General features: G+C 42.0%; 10 protein-coding genes. 6 read left to right on the plus strand and 4 right to left on the minus strand.

All coding sequences use genetic code 11. The features are described 5' to 3' along the window. Positions 1-50: 50 nt before the first annotated feature. On the plus strand, positions 51-806 hold the full coding sequence (gene bla, locus BUB99_RS01805; RefSeq protein WP_073118896.1) for a subclass B1 metallo-beta-lactamase: 756 nt from the start codon (positions 51-53) through the stop codon (positions 804-806). Between the two features lie 14 nt (positions 807-820). Here bla and BUB99_RS01810 read toward each other — a convergent pair whose 3' ends face one another. From BUB99_RS01810 to BUB99_RS01820, 4 genes are all read right to left on the minus strand, one after another. Then, positions 821-2485 carry a sodium:solute symporter gene (locus tag BUB99_RS01810; protein WP_073118898.1) on the minus strand — a complete coding sequence of 555 codons (1665 nt, stop codon included), beginning with the start codon at positions 2483-2485 and terminating at the stop codon, positions 821-823. Beyond that, a complete protein-coding gene (locus tag BUB99_RS20660) occupies positions 2482-2604 on the minus strand; it encodes a hypothetical protein (RefSeq protein WP_262501856.1) in 123 nt (40 codons plus the stop codon). Before BUB99_RS20660 ends, BUB99_RS01810 begins: the two co-directional genes overlap by 4 nt. Positions 2605-2612: 8 nt before the next feature. Next, a complete protein-coding gene (locus BUB99_RS01815; protein WP_073118900.1) occupies positions 2613-5093 on the minus strand; it encodes a PIG-L family deacetylase in 2481 nt (826 codons plus the stop codon). Positions 5094-5483: 390 nt separating this feature from the next. Further along, positions 5484-9710: a S8 family serine peptidase gene (locus BUB99_RS01820; protein ID WP_073118902.1), complete on the minus strand. Its 4227-nt coding sequence runs from the start codon at positions 9708-9710 to the stop codon at positions 5484-5486. Between the two features lie 186 nt (positions 9711-9896). Here BUB99_RS01820 and miaB point away from each other — a divergent pair, with 186 nt between their 5' ends. Genes miaB through secG form a run of 5 tightly spaced genes read left to right on the plus strand, consistent with a single transcriptional unit; the run spans position 9897 to position 15881 of the window. Next, positions 9897-11354 (plus strand): tRNA (N6-isopentenyl adenosine(37)-C2)-methylthiotransferase MiaB, encoded by a 1458-nt coding sequence (miaB, locus tag BUB99_RS01825; protein ID WP_073118904.1) that lies wholly within the window; start codon positions 9897-9899, stop codon positions 11352-11354. A gap of 9 nt (positions 11355-11363) precedes the next feature. Continuing rightward, positions 11364-12647 (plus strand): sigma 54-interacting transcriptional regulator, encoded by a 1284-nt coding sequence (locus BUB99_RS01830; protein ID WP_073118906.1) that lies wholly within the window; start codon positions 11364-11366, stop codon positions 12645-12647. After that, a complete protein-coding gene (locus tag BUB99_RS01835) occupies positions 12631-13158 on the plus strand; it encodes an LptE family protein (protein ID WP_073118907.1) in 528 nt (175 codons plus the stop codon). The genes BUB99_RS01830 and BUB99_RS01835 overlap by 17 nt, the downstream gene beginning before the upstream one ends. Before the next feature lie 41 nt (positions 13159-13199). Next, on the plus strand, positions 13200-15506 hold the full coding sequence (locus BUB99_RS01840; RefSeq protein WP_073118909.1) for a prolipoprotein diacylglyceryl transferase: 2307 nt from the start codon (positions 13200-13202) through the stop codon (positions 15504-15506). Then, positions 15507-15881, plus strand: coding sequence for a preprotein translocase subunit SecG (gene secG / locus BUB99_RS01845; protein WP_073118911.1), 375 nt, complete (start codon positions 15507-15509; stop codon positions 15879-15881). It begins immediately after the preceding gene. Positions 15882-15910: the final 29 nt, after the last annotated feature.

Here is a 15910-nt window from a genome sequence, read left to right on the forward strand (position 1 = left end):
AGGTTCGAAATATATTAACAACAGAAATAAGCTTCCCAAAACAACACTCCATGAAACTCATCAACATCTTCATATATACAGGTCTCTGCATGACCATCTATAGCTGCTCACCAAAGCAGATAGAAAATCACACCTCTGAACATCTCAAAATCTACCCGCTAACAGCAAACACCTATATCCATGAGTCCTATCTACAAACTCAGGATTTTGGCAATGTGGCCTGTAACGGACTCATCTATATGGACGAAAATGAAGCTATTATCTTCGACACGCCCACCACGGATTCTGCAACCATCGAATTACTACACTGGATCACAGTGCAAAACAACCGAGCTGTAGAGGCCGTCATTGTGAGTCATTTTCATTCGGACTGCCTGGGAGGTTTGGACATTGTTCATGCAGCAAACATCCCCTCCTATGCCAACCAACATACTATCACACTCGCTAAGGAGTCAAATAAGACTTTACCACAAAATGGTTTTGAAAATCGCCTCACGACTACAGTCGGGGATGTGGAAATCCAAAGTGAATTCTTCGGAGAAGGACACACAGCAGACAACATCGTGAGCACTATCGTTTCGGAAAGTGTGCTTTTTGGTGGATGCCTCATCAAAGAGACCGGTGCGACAGAGGGATACGTAGGTGATGGGAATGTCCAAACATGGTCAGGCACTGTTCGTGAAGTCAGACAAAAATATGGCAACATCCAACATGTAGTTCCTGGTCATGGACAAGCAGGCAATGCTCAATTGCTCGACTACACGATTGAGTTGTTCAGCTCATACGAGCAGACTGATTCACTTTAGCCTAAAGTTAGATTCTAGCCTTCTCCCCTTACCGTTTGGATCAGCATCGAAATCAAAATGACTCCAGCACAACCTATCAAGTTGAACCACAGATAACCGATATCAGTCGTAAGAAATAGCGTAATCACCAAAGTCTGTGAAACAATAGCTGCCCAAAAAACCGCAGTACCCTGTACATACTTAACGAAGAACGCTACTAGAAAAAGCCCTAAAATATTCCCATAAAAAATAGAACCTAGAATATTAACCATTTCGATCAAGTTTTCGGACTGATGTGCCATGAAAGCAAAACCGATTGCCATAAATCCCCAAAGTGCAGTTAGCAGTTTGGAGGCCATGACATACTGCCCATCCGTGGCATTGGGATTGATGACGTTCTTATAGAAGTCAACTGTGGTAGTGGATGCGAGGGCATTCAGTTCGCCAGAGGTAGACGACATGGCTGCTGAGAATATCACAGCAATCAATAGTCCTATCAAGCCTTCAGGTAGATAATTCAAGATAAAAGTCAAGAATACGTAATCCGAATCTTTGGTTTTGATCGAAGCATCGTGACGACCTATCAAATCTCGGACTTCCTGTCGGTTGGCCTCCAGTTCTTGTGTGGCGGTCTGTAGCTGTTCTTTTGCATTCGTCAAATCACCTGACTGACTAAATGCTATGGCGGCTGCTTTTCGCTGTTCGGAGAGTTGCTCGTGTTTGGCAAGTACTTCTGCCGTCACGCCAGGAACTTTTGCTTCCAGTTCCGTGATCGAATTCTCGTTGAAGTGGACTGGCGAGGGATAGAAAATATAAAACACATAGAGCATCGCTCCCGTGAGCAGAATGAAAAACTGCATTGGGATTTTCATCACAGCGTTGAACATCAACCCCATCTTACTCTCCGCAGTATTTTTCCCTCCCAAATAACGCTGGACCTGAGACTGATCCGTCCCAAAATACGACAAGGCTAAGAACAACCCGCCTAGGATTCCTGACCAAACTGTATAGCGCTTTTCAAAATCAAAAGAAAAATCCACCGCATTCAGCTTGTCCAAGCTCCCAGCAATCTCCAGTGCCCCCGAAAATGACACAAAAGGACTGAGATAATACATGATAAAGCCAAACGCCACCACCATACCTGTCAAAATCACCGCCATCTGATGTTTCTGCGTAATACTAACCGCCTTGGTTCCACCACTCACTGTATAGATGATAACGAGTATCCCTACCAGCAGAATCGTGTAAGTCAGATCCCAGTGGAGTATAGTGGATAGAATAATCGCAGGAGCATAGATAGTAATCCCTGCTGCTAGCCCTCGCTGCACCAAAAACAAAAATGCACCCAACAGTCGGGTTTTGTTATCAAAGCGAGACTCTAGATACTCATAGGCTGTGTAGACCTTCAGGCGATAATAGATGGGGATAAAAACAAATGCGACAATCACCAAAGCGATCGGTAAACCAAAATAATTTTGAACGAAAGCCATACCACTCTCATAGGCCTGACCCGGTGTAGAGATGAATGTAATTGCACTGGCCTGTGTCGCCATCACGGACAAACCTATCGTCCCCCATTTCATACTATTGCCTCCCAGCAGATAGTCCTGCATATTGTTCGTGCCCAGCGTCTTATAGACTCCATAGCCAACAATCAACCCCAGCGTACCAAATAGCACCAATAAATCTAATGTACTCATACGAACGCCTGACTAAACCAATACAACAATAGAATGATCACAAAAAGAGTTGCAATCACAAACCCATACATCTGCCGCCATGTCTGAAAAAATGGAGGCTTTTCTTCTTGTTCGTTCATCCTCACTCTTATTTACCGATAGAAATCATATTGGTATAGATGCGATAAGCACCTGGGACACCTGCTGGCAACTCTCTAAACCAAGAGTAACCTGTATAGATATAATACCCTTTGCCATATTGGGTCACCAAAAGCCCTCCGTCTTTTGGTGTTTCTCCTGGGTCATTGGCTGATAAAATCGCTTCGAAGTGATCATCCCACTCATTAGGAAAATAAAGCCCCCGCTCCTGCGTCCAATTGTCAAAATCCTTCTCAGTGATTACATTGGGACTGTTGAGCAACTCATGCCGTGGTTTAAGAAATCGTACCTCTGCCTCTTCTACCGATACTCTGTCTCTTGACAGTTTGAGTGGATAGGGTGCAATATCTTCTGTCACCAAACGGTGAGAAGTATTGTACTGCACGATAAGTGTCCCACCGTTGTTGACGTAGGACATCAATGTTTTATTCTGAAACTTGAGACTTTCCTGAGTGTTAAAAGCTCGAATCCCGACGATCACCGCATCGTAGGCAGTCAGTTGGTTTAGTGTTAATTTACTCGCATCTAACACATCTACTTTGTAACCTATTTGAGCTAAACTCGCCGGGATATCATCTCCAGCTCCCTCGATATAACCTATCAGGTTCCCCTTCTTTTTCAAGTCCAGATTAACCACTTTGGTCACCGCATCTGGAAAGAGCGTCTGCTTCGGAATATGATCATAGTTGATCCGTTCCAATGCATAACTATAATCCTGACCTGATACACTAGCAACTGCCTGTATCACTCCTTCTGAAGCATTGGCAGGAGGTGTGATCACAAAACTAAAAATTGACTCTTGATCCTTCACCTCCAGTGCAAATTTCTGAGACTTAGGCTTAGCTTTCCAGCCTGCTGGCAACTCTAACCTGAGCTTACCTTTTACATCTCCTGTACCTGCGATGACCTTGACTTGAATTTCCTTTTCCGCTCCATTAGCAAACACAGCCACAGGATCCATCATATTGGTAAATATAGGAGTCGTAATCACCACAGGCTCATATACTTCTCCATCCACAGGATCGCTTTTCTTATATACGACTGGAAATTTATAGTCTAAATAAGTCTCTCCTATCTTGATCGTAAAAACAACCTGAAGTGCCGGATCATTCTCAGGTTTTCCAATCAAATTTTCGTCAGACACTTTATACATCCCGAGAGTCCCTTTTTCTTTCAACCAATAGGGTTGAGAATAGTCTATACCACTTTTGAGCTGGTAGTTCTTGTCCATATTGATCGGACGGTTGTGATGCATTTGCTGTCTCACTTCGAAGGACTGAATCCCGACGATATCGATCGAATTGAGCTCTATATCGGCATCTGAGCGATTGATTGCCTCTATGCTGACCTTCAATGAGTCTCCTGGATTATATGTTTCCACATCTGCTTTAGCTTCTAAGTATAAACCTGCACATGCCTTGATCAAATCCTTTATCTCCTGTCCTTTCACCTCGACCCAATACTTATCATCTACGTCTGAAAGCGCATTGTATGCCGCCACCAAATCAGAAATAATCAGCGTCGGGTTAGCTGCATCATAATGCATGAGCGCATTATCAATGTGATATCCCACTTTGTCTCCACCTGTGACTCTAGTCCAAGTCTGATCTACACCTTCTAACAAGTCTAACGATGCAGAATCTCCTGCTACATGTAGAAAATACTCCATAGATACCCCACGAGAACCTGTCGTACCAAACCCCTGACTCTTGTGCATGCTGCGACTCTCTGCCGCTATCTCTGTGTAAGATTTGCCCAGCATCGGGTTGTACCCTCCCAAATCTGCTGAGAGTAATCCTTCTGGGTGAAACTGACCATCCGCTCCTCTAAAAAAATACGGATGAGTATTGAACACCAATCGCTTCGCCTGCCATGTACCAAATTTTTGAGCAGACTCAGGGTAGGCATTGGGATCAGCTGCCAATGAAAAAGCCTCTCTCGCTAAAATCGCCGAAGCAGTGTGATGTCCATGTCCACCACGACCGTCTTCTGGAAATCTCGTAATCACCACATCTGGTTTATGCTGTCTAAACACACGCACAAAATCTGACAATACCTGATCTCTATCCCAGATGTTAAACGTCTCTTCTGGAGTCTTAGAATAGCCAAAATCATTGGCTCGACTAAAATATTGTTGTCCTCCATCAGTTCTCCTCGCTGCGAGTAATTCTTGCGTACGAATCACCCCTAAAGACTCTCGAATTTCTGAACCTACTAAGTTTTGTCCTCCATCACCACGTGTAGCAGACAGATAGGCTGTATTAAAGTGCTTTTCATTGGCTAGATAGGTAATCAATCGTGTGTTTTCATCATCAGGGTGTGCCGCCACATAGAGTGCAGATCCCAGCACATTCAACTTTTGCAAGCGATGTAGTATCTCTGCAGAAGTGGGTTGTTTAGGTTTTTGAGAAAAGACGAAATGAGAAGTGCTTAGGACAAGCAAAAAGGCAATCAGACGTGTCAATTTCATAAAGCAATAATTCAGCAATATCAGTTTGTTATAAAACGAAAGCTAAATTAACGACGAATAATGGTTTGAGTTGGTTTTAAAGAAAAAAACCTGGTTCCGATCTCTCAGAACCAGGCAGTAGTTAACCTACTTTAACCTAACCTTATCTTAATTACATAGGTAAACATGAACTGTGTTTTATAGCCAAAACTGATAGATCGCAACCATACGACACTCTCATCAGTTCAAATATCTCTTTATAAAAATGCTTTTGATTGGTTGAGTACAAATGACTCAATTAAGTCTTGAAATTAGCTCAAATAGAGACACTTATCAAAACCGCTATATGGAAATTTACTTAATCATAGTAAATTCTACAAGAAATATAAAATATTATATAAATAGTTCTAGTTATTGCTTTGTAAACTGAATATAGAAGGTCTTGTCATCCACTGAACCTACTAGAAAATATATACCACTAGGCAAATGAGCTACATTGATAAGCATCGGTCCATCATGCTGCATCAACTCATAATCCATTGACTGTCCTAATGAGTTATATAAATAATGCAGTACAGCCTCCCCCTCAGTGCTGTCTACATATAATTGAGACTTGGCTGGTACAGGATACACTACAATACTGCTACGTGCATCGTCGCTAACGGTCAGTATATGTTTTACTTCATAGATAGCCTCTAACGTGTCCACACATCCCTCATTACTTCCCACTATTACTGACATGGCATAATCCCCAATATCAAAAAATGTATAATTCAATGTATCTACCTGATCCACCCAGTCTCCATCTATGTACCACTGATAACTAGCTATCGTCGCATCAGGACTAACGGTGAACTGCGCATGTTGCCCTTCTTCTATATATAAAAATGCTGGAGTCATGTCCAACTCTGGGTCAAATGCTTTGAGTCTAACCTCAAGTTCCACCGCATTGCTCTCATGATAGTCTGTAATATTGGTAACATAGAATGAAGTGTCAGTCAAAACAGGTCCTAACATCGCATCTTTCCCTTTGGCTATTAGCATTGTTAGTTCTTCATCTGCATAAAATGCAAAATACTCTCCATAGATGGGTGACGAGTAAACCAGATCATGACGACATACTCTTTTTAAAGTCTGCTCATTGATCCCGGGCTGAGTACTGGTAGCAAATATCACTGTCTCTTCTGTCAGATTAACACATCCGTTTTCGCTCGTCGCTTCTAGACTAATTTGCATTTGAGTTAGGTCTGACACATTCTCTACGATACTGCTCGCTGTCCCAACCTCTTGATTGTCCACTCGCCAAAGGACATTTTCTGCATGAATACTAGCATCTATAGCCAGTAACATTTCGCTAGAAGACAAGTCAGTCGTATCGGGTTGATAGGTGAATTTAGCTCTTACTGGGTCTACTGTGATACTAACTGGCACTCTGACACTTTCATTCTCAGTAGCGACAGACGTCACGTAATAGGTTTGATCTGTATAAAGGATCGGTGTATTCCATACTTCTCCTTCGAACAACATCACACTACTACTCTGCGTAGCATAGACGCGAATTGGTACCGAGTTACTCGCTGATATTTCTGCACTTTCTCCTGAGCAGACTAAGCCATCAGAGACTACAGGGGCTTCTCCTCTCTCTTTCACCTCATACGACACTATCTCCGATGCTGAACATCCTAATTCAGTCTCTACATTCAGAGACACGGCGTAGCTACCAATCTCATCAAACGTTGTATAAGGGTTTTTTGCAGAAGAAAAATAACCATTAGAAAAAGCCCAAGACCAACTTACGGCCGTTAGACTCTGATCTATAAATTGCACCCGATTGGATTCGTTATCACCCAAATAGTAGATCTCTGGATCCGCTCTAAATTCTACTTTGGGATTGAAAATCTCAAAATACATCTTGTACATATCCGAACTGTACCCCTTTACTATCTCCTGATAGTATAGTACCGAATCTTTTGCGAATCCATCCAAACTAAGGTCAGCCCCCTCTTTGATCAGTTGTGTCCCTGCTACATCAGCGTATATTCTAAATTCTTCGTCATTGTCTAGAGCTATCTCCTGATTTTCACACGTCAGTTGAGACCAGTTCAATGCTGGCTGCTGGAGAAATAAGTTATACTTAACTTTGGCCTTCTCTAGGTTTGCCACCAGTTCATCATGCGAACTCCCAAACACAATGGCATAAGCGACTTTTTCAGACATATGTGCACCCAAAGTATCTATATGTGCCGTTAACATCTGCGCCACATTGTTTCCCTGTTCTCCACCTGCAGTATCTTTGATAGTGGTCATAAAATCATACTTCAAGGAATCTGTGAATAAGTCCGGAATGTCAATGGAATCAAAAGCAGCGTTATTCAAGTCGATCGCATGAAACACAGGTGACTGAGTGGAGAGTAACCCCATCCCCACCATGACCTCTCCATCCTCGTTAGAGTTTGTGTATCCCATTCCGTTTTCGTCATCCCAGTAGGAAAAATTAGCTTGGGCATCTTCGATATTAAAATCAGCGTAAAACCCAAAACACACCGAATCCTTCAATTGATCTGTAGTATTGGTTAATCGATATTCGTGAATCACAAAATCCCTGTTTACCTCATCATCCCACAGTAGCACCTCTTGCTCCACCAGTATCCCCAAAGGTCTAGTAGATAGACTGTCTGTAAACGAACCTCTCGCATAGGCATCCATATCTGACCTGTCATAAGGCTTAATATCTATCAGGGACTTGAAATCTAAATCTCTAGTAAGCGTGCTAAAGTCATGAATAATATTGTCTGATACCGAATCTGGATGCGTTCCTATCGCTATTCCCATAAAAGCTGCAACCTGCAATTGATCATAAAACAAACCATCTCCATCCCTGTACACATCAGTAGCATAGCATAAGTTAGCATTCGAAGCGATCGTTTGCTGGATGTTAGAATTCTGTAATTCTACATAAGCTGGTGCCGTCTCCAGATGAAAATATTCGTAATCCTCATAACCCTCTGCATCGCTATAGTTCATCCGAAAACTCAATAGACTATCAGCTGGAGCATTCTTAGACAGAACAACTTTTATGGATACATCCAATAGACTATCACCTTCGTAGAGGCTTCCTAAAACGATCTCATCATTCAGAATCTGCGCATAAGACGCAGCACTTTGCACAGAAACCTTGGCTGATGTCAACGCACGTAGGTGGTTGACATAGCTGAGCATAACATCTACTGTATCTCCTGCATATATTGTATCTCCGTGCTTCGCAGTATAGCGCATATCAAAAGATCGCATAGCAGCCACTCCCTTTTCAGAAACAGCTCTTAGCACATTGAGTCGCCCCTTGCCCAGCTTCCCATAGTAGTCCATGTTGCTCCCAACGGCGTACACATCATCAGTGGTCATTCGGATTTGCTCCATGATTTGAATTGCTGACATGGATGGAAAAACTGATTTGACCAAAGCAGCAGTAGCAGCTACAGCGGGTGAAGAAAATGATGATCCTGAATTGTAGAAGTACTCATCATTGATATTGGTCGACAGAATAGATTGGCCTGGTGACATCAGATCTACATAGTAACTCCACGTTGCTTGTTCAAATTTCTCATCACTACTGTTGCTCATCGCTACAGACAAAACATGGTCATAGCTTGCTGGAAAAAAATTCAACTCTGCCTCTGTATTGCCTGCTGCAGCGACCACCACCATATCCTGCTCCAGTACCGCATAGTTAATGATAGACTGTGCGATTTCGGATCGAAAGGTAGGATTGCCCCACGACAGGTTGATCACATCACACCCCATGTCGGCAGCATAAACAATCGTCTCATACGAACCACTAAAAGCTCCATCTGACGAACGAGCAAGCTTGAGTGGCAAGAATTTGCTATTGTACGCTATGCCTGCTATTCCTATTTCATTGTTAGGTACTGCGGATATTACCCCAGCTACATTACTCCCGTGAGAGTTGCTCTCACGAGCAGCATAACTCGGATCATTGTCATAGTCTCCCATGTCCCACCCAGTATAGTCATCTATGTAACCATTGCCATCATCATCCTCGCCATTGATTGGGTCTCCCTCATTGTGATACAGATTCCCGACTAAGTCTTCGTGATCCAAATCAAACCCTGTATCACTCACACCTATGAGGATATCACTACTCCCTTTGGTAATATCCCACGCCGCATACGCTTGAATCAAACCTAGCGAATTTTGATCTCCAATCCTTTCATCGTTAGGAACGAGAAGAATCTCAAACTCAGGTTCAGGTTCTACAGCAACTACATTGTCATAGGCTTTCAATGCTCGAATCAGTCCGTCTTCTTCTCCTTGATTCACTGTAAGCTTATAGATTCCTTTTAGGTATCTACTTTCTTCATGGTGGGTTCTTGCTTGGGCTAGTGATGACGTAGACTGTAGAGAACGAACCGTTTTCACACTTTTATTACTCGATAGATCACTAACTACCAAAATATTATTTGTAGAACGAGCAGCGCTATTTCCGGTCTGACTTTCGTCAAGCTTAATGTAGACAACAGTCTCCTGTGCAAAAGCTATCCCCTGCTGAATGAAAAGCAAACAGATAATACCTACCGCACATTTAATCCCCCACGAAAAATTGATCTTACTATAGCTCATCCGAAAACATTCTATTCTAGAAACGGACTTTATAAAGCCCTATTTCCCTACCATCCAAGTTATTGATAAATAATGAATACAAAGGTCTCAAGATTCTACCACATTGAACTGACAATATGTCCTGTTTTTCTATCTTTGCGTTTGGAAATAATTAGTACAAGCACAGCTTAAAAGTAAATCGAGAGAATGAAAGGACTCATAAGTGATTTAGACATTCTAAATGGAACAGAGCAAGAACAAGAAGAAGTTCGTGTATCTATAGAGGAAGGCAATACGGGCAAGAAAAAGCTGTATATAGAGAGTTATGGCTGTCAGATGAATTTCTCAGACAGTGAGATCGTATCTTCTATCATGAAAGAACAAGGGTACACCACTACGTCTTCCCTAGAAGATGCCGACGTGACATTCCTCAACACCTGTTCGATCAGAGAAAAAGCTGAGCAAACGGTACGTAACAGACTTAACCACATCAATGCAGCCAAAAAGAGGCGTCCAGAGATGGTCATCGGTGTATTGGGGTGCATGGCCGAGCGTTTGAAATCTAAATTTCTAGAGGAAGAAAAAATAGTAGACTTAGTTGTAGGCCCTGATGCCTACCGCGACTTACCCAACCTGTTAGGCGAAGTAGAGTCTGGTCAAAAAGCAGTCAACACTTTTCTCTCCCGAGAAGAAACCTATGCAGACATCAGCCCTGTCCGACTAAACTCCAACGGGGTGACGGCATTCATCTCCATCATGCGTGGCTGTGACAACATGTGCTCATTTTGTGTAGTGCCCTTTACTAGAGGACGAGAAAGAAGTCGTGACCCGTTCTCTATAGTCAAAGAAGCTCAGGATCTATTCGACAAAGGCTTTAAAGAAGTCACCCTACTCGGGCAAAATGTCGATTCATACAAATGGTCGGCAGAACAAAACAATAAAGCCAAACTCGAAAAGTCTGATATACAAGAAGTGATCAACTTCGCCAACCTACTCGAAATGGTTGCTAAAGTAGACCCAAAACTCCGTGTCAGATTCTCAACTTCTCACCCAAAGGATATCACGGACGAAGTATTGCATACGATGAAAGCACACGACAACATCTGCAAATACATCCATCTCCCCGTACAAAGCGGTAACTCTAGAATTCTCGATATGATGAACCGCACCTATGATAGAGCGTGGTATATCAACAGAGTGGACAAAATCAAAGAAATCCTAGGTGAAGACTGTGGACTATCTAGTGACATGATCACAGGATTCTGCAGCGAAACAGAAGAAGAGCATCAGGATACGCTCTCGCTCATGAGGTATGTCAAGTATGACCTGTCTTATATGTTCTTCTACTCTGAAAGACCTGGCACTCTCGCTGAGAAAAAATACGAAGATGACATCCCATTGGACATCAAGAAAAGGCGTCTAAACGAGATCATCGAACTACAAAACGAGTGCTCTAGAGAAACCAACCGTCGAGATGTAGGCAAAGAATTCGAAGTACTCATCGAGGGGACTTCCAAAAAATCTGAAGAACAACTCTTCGGACGTACAACAACTAATAAAGTAGTGATTTTCGATAAAGGGAATCATAAAAAAGGTGAATACGTCACAGTCAAAATCAACGACAGTACGACAGGAACTCTTTTTGGAACTTTAATCGAAAACTAACAATCAGCCTTGAAAGAATCTGACATTCAATCTATTAAGCAGCGTTTTGGCATCATAGGTAATTCTCACCTGCTCAACCAAGCCATCAATGTAGCAGCGCAAGTTGCAGCTACAGACATGAGTGTATTGATCACCGGAGAAAGTGGTAGTGGAAAAGAGTCTTTCTCCAAGATCATCCATTCGCTGAGCAAGCGAAAACATGGTCAATTCATCGCCATCAACTGCGGAGCAATCCCAGAAGGGACGATAGACTCTGAGCTATTTGGCCATGAGAAAGGGTCTTTTACTGGCGCGCATGAAGCCAGAAAGGGCTACTTCGAAGTGACCGACGGAGGGACTATATTCTTAGACGAAATTGGTGAAATGCCAGTCAGTACTCAAGCCAGGCTACTTAGAGTACTAGAAAATGGCGAATTCCTAAAAGTAGGCTCATCCAAAGTTCTCAAAACCAACGTACGAGTCATTGCTGCCACCAATGTAAACTTGCTAGGTGCTGTTCAAAACCGTAAGTTCAGAGAAGACCTCTACTACAGATTGAATACCGTACCTATATATGTACCACCTCTAAGAGAACGCGGTGCAGACATAGAGTTACTGTTTAGGAAATTTGCATTCGATTTTGGCGAGCAGTATCACGTCGAGCCAATCAAACTGACAGACAATGCCAAACAGCTCGTCAACAAGTTTAGATTCCCTGGCAACATCCGACAACTTAAAAATATTGTGGAACAAATCTCAGTACTGGAGATGGACAGAACACTAGATGCTCCCAAGCTAGCTACCTACCTCCCTACTGACAATTCCTACCTCCCTGCTCCTATAGAAAAGAAAGAGTCTAGTGGGCAAGACGGAGGTTTTTCTGAAAGAGACATCTTATATAAGATTCTTTTCGAGATGAAAAAAGATGTGACAGAATTAAAGAAGTTGATCCATGACATGCTCAACGACGAAAATTCTAACACCGAAATCCTCAAAGAGCACAAAACTCTATTTCAAAATCTAGAAATAGTAGACAACAAATACCAAAGCAAACCAGAAAGCTCGCGAAACGACGAACCTCTATTAATATCTCCTTCTTCTAATAATGTTTCGACATACGAGTTGGATAAAATTGAAGATATTGCGCACGAAACGGAAGATGACGATTCGCTCTCTATCGAGAAAAAAGAGAAAGAACTCATCATCAAGGCTTTGAGAAAAAATAAAAACAAAAGAAAATACGCAGCACTCGATCTGGGCATATCCGAACGAACCCTCTACAGAAAAATCAAACAGTATGAATTGGAAGATTAACCTAATGATCCTTTTGCTAGGCTGCACACTGAGTACTTCTTGTGGAGTCTACTCCTTCACAGGTGCATCTATCTCGGCAGATGTCAAGACTATTTCTATCCCAACGTTCTACAACAATGCCCCGCTAGGTCCGTCCAACATGAGTATTACTTTCACAGAAAGTGTCCGGGATTACTTTCTACAAAACACCAACCTGGTACTTGTAGATAACGATGGTGACCTACAGTTAGAAGGAGCCATCTCCAATTATACACTCACCCCCGTAGCAGTCACAGCAGCTCAAGACGACAGTAATATCGATCTAACCAGCCTCACTAGGATCACGATATATGTAGATGCAGTCTACGTCAACACCAAGGATGACACCTATGATTTTGACAAGACCTTTTCGTTCTTCATAGACTTTGATCAAAACGCCCAAGATTTGTCAGCCAACGAGGAAGAATTCGTGGAAGAAATCTTTGATCAAATCATATTGGATATATTTAACAGCTCTGTTGCGAATTGGTAAATTTTATTAACTTTAGCGTTTAGCATAAACCACACACACCTTTGAATAAGCAGAAGTTTATTGAGTTAGTAGGAGCCGCAGATCAAGCATCTGAGTTAGAGATAAAAGCACTGGAAAAACTAGTTCAACAATATCCGTTTTTTCAAAATGGTCATGTTGTACTAGCCAAGGCTAGCAAAGCGAAAAAACTCCCTTCTACCCCCAAAAGAATGAGTACTGCAGCCGTTTATGCCACCAATCGTGCAGTCTTCAAACAATACCTACTAGCAACTAGCACAAGAAAAACCAATGCTAAACCTAGTCCTACTAAGGTACAGCAGACAACCAAGGCAGCTCCTTCTCCGAGTACACCTCAAGCACCCACCCCTGCAACAGGTAATTTGGATAAATTCATAGAAGAGGTCTATTCCAATCTGGAAAACTGGAAATCCAGTCGAGAAAGCTACTTAGAATATGAAAAAAATCACCCTGAGGAGATTGTTATTAAGCCAGTTGATAAAAAGATAGAGGTAGAAAAAGAGGAAGAGGTCGATGTAAGTGATACAGTTGAACAAGACATCTATGAACAGCTCAAAAAGCAAGTTGCAGATGAAGTAAATGCCGAAGAAGCAAAAGCAACACCTATCTCTCGAGACGCTGACCAACCTATCACTGAGAACAATGATGACGAAGATGCATTCAAAAAAGAGCTAGAATCTATCGAAGCACAAGTCGATGCAAAGGTTGAAGAAGTAAAGAAAAGCACACAAGATACCCCAGCAGAAAGCGAAGAAGAAAATCCAGAAGCAAAAATTCCTAAAGAAGAAAAAACCCCTTCTGCACCATCTCCCGTCGAGCCAGAAAAGATTATACCCGAGAGTAGTTATCAGTCTTCAAGTAAAAGCGCTGATGTATCGGATGGTCCCGATATCGAAGAGATCGATGCTAATTTCGAAGCTTTAGAGAACGAAATAGCACAATCTGCTCCCGAAGAAAAAAAGGAAGAAGTTGAGGACATAGAAGACTCTAAAAAACAGTCTGTTAAGGAAGAAAAAATAACAGAAAAAACAGAAGAGGTCCCTACCCCTACTACCATTATTCCAGATGATGAATCTGACACACCTGTAGTAGATGAGTCTGTCGTAGAACTGGAACCAGAAATGGTCTATAATTTCAATAGTCCAATCCCTGTCCCGCAAGAAGCCCCAGAAAACCTCAGCAAAAAGACCATCAAGGAGACTAAAAAAGAAGAAAACCTCATCTCCAGCGAAGAACTCTCACAAATCGTAGACAAGGTCAGTGAAGAGGTAGAAGCAGAAGAAAATAAATCCAGTCAACCCAATGAAATTTCGTCAGAAGTATCTGAAAAGATAGAAGCGGAAATTGAAGCAGTTGTGCCTCACGTCGAAGAGCATGAAGAAGAAGCAAGTACAGTTGACACACCTAAAAAAACAAAAAAAGAAAGCAAAGCCAAAATAGAAGACCCTAGTGAGGATGAAATAGCTGAAAGTGAAAACCTAGAGCTAACGCCTGAACCTACGGACGAAGATCTAGAAAACATCAACCAAGAAAGAAGCAGTCTAAAACTAGTACCTGGCGCATCACGAGGAGATAAAAAATTCCGTCTGGCTATCCTAAAACGTCCACACAACTTCACAAAGCCAAAGCGTGAAGAAGGTATTGAGACCAAACAAGAGAAAGAGCCTGCTGCTGAAGAAAAACTAGAGACTAAAAAACCAGTTACAAAAAAAGTAACCAAGACCAAAGAACCAACCGCTAAGAAAAAAACAGCTACTGAAACAAAGAAGCCTGCTACCAAAAAAGCGACCTCCACTGCAAAGAAAACAACAACAAAAAAGGCCGCTACCACCAAGAAAACCACGACTAAAAAAACAGAGAAATCTACCGATACAGATGACACAGATGACAAAAAGAAATCATCACTCAAAAGCTCTCCAAAATTCAGAGTATCGGCCTCTATCAAGACATCAAAAAAACTAACCTCCGAAAAACCTAAATCGAAGAAAAAAACAAACGAGGACTCAGAAGAGGATAAAAAAAAAACGACTAAAATAAATAAGGAAAAGGCTCCAAAAGATACCCAAAATTCTATCATAGATTCCTTTATAGAGTCTAATCCTAGCATCAAAGTATCTAAAGGAGCGAAAAGCCTCCCAGAAAACACTGAAGACCTCTCCTCGAAAAGCACCGCTTTCCCTGAAGAAGTCATCACCGAAAACCTTGCTGCAATATTAACTGCACAAGGAAAAACACTAAGAGCCATTGAGATCTATCAGAAATTAATTTTGAAAAATCCTCAAAAAAAGGCTTACTTTGCGTCTCAAATTGAAAAACTAAATAAATTATAAATGTTTGCAACTATCATTACATTGATTGTCATCGTAGCAATCGTCCTTATCTTGGTCATCCTAGCACAGAACTCTAAAGGCGGTGGATTGACAAGTCAGTTTGGTGGATCTGGCACTTCTCAATTGATGGGTGTAAAGAAAACAGGTGACTTATTAGAAAAAATGACATGGTCATTGGCCATCGCACTTATCGTATTGACTATGTCCACCAAATTCTTGATTGGCTCTGCCAACGAGAGCGGTGAGTTCGTCAGCCCAAACATCGAAAGTGCACAAGACAAAGCCATTTCTCCGAGCTTGAATATGGAAGAGGAAGCTCCAACAGCGACTGAAGAATTACCAGCAATCGAAGAGGCTACAGAAGAAGCCGAATAAACCTCGAACAGCTAAAAAAGGCCTTGAAG

Origin of the sequence: Reichenbachiella agariperforans, assembly GCF_900142205.1 — a bacterium.
GTDB lineage: Bacteria > Bacteroidota > Bacteroidia > Cytophagales > Cyclobacteriaceae > Reichenbachiella > Reichenbachiella agariperforans.

What these genes read in the sequence shown, in the direction of transcription:
- bla (WP_073118896.1), top strand. Translation starts at nt 51, where the DNA reads ATGAAACTCATCAACATCTTCATATATACAGGTCTCTGCATGACCATC.
- BUB99_RS01810 (WP_073118898.1), bottom strand. Translation starts at nt 2,485, where the DNA reads ATGAGTACATTAGATTTATTGGTGCTATTTGGTACGCTGGGGTTGATT.
- BUB99_RS20660 (WP_262501856.1), bottom strand. Translation starts at nt 2,604, where the DNA reads ATGAACGAACAAGAAGAAAAGCCTCCATTTTTTCAGACATGGCGGCAG.
- BUB99_RS01815 (WP_073118900.1), bottom strand. Translation starts at nt 5,093, where the DNA reads ATGAAATTGACACGTCTGATTGCCTTTTTGCTTGTCCTAAGCACTTCT.
- BUB99_RS01820 (WP_073118902.1), bottom strand. Translation starts at nt 9,710, where the DNA reads ATGAGCTATAGTAAGATCAATTTTTCGTGGGGGATTAAATGTGCGGTA.
- miaB (WP_073118904.1), top strand. Translation starts at nt 9,897, where the DNA reads ATGAAAGGACTCATAAGTGATTTAGACATTCTAAATGGAACAGAGCAA.
- BUB99_RS01835 (WP_073118907.1), top strand. Translation starts at nt 12,631, where the DNA reads ATGAATTGGAAGATTAACCTAATGATCCTTTTGCTAGGCTGCACACTG.
- secG (WP_073118911.1), top strand. Translation starts at nt 15,507, where the DNA reads ATGTTTGCAACTATCATTACATTGATTGTCATCGTAGCAATCGTCCTT.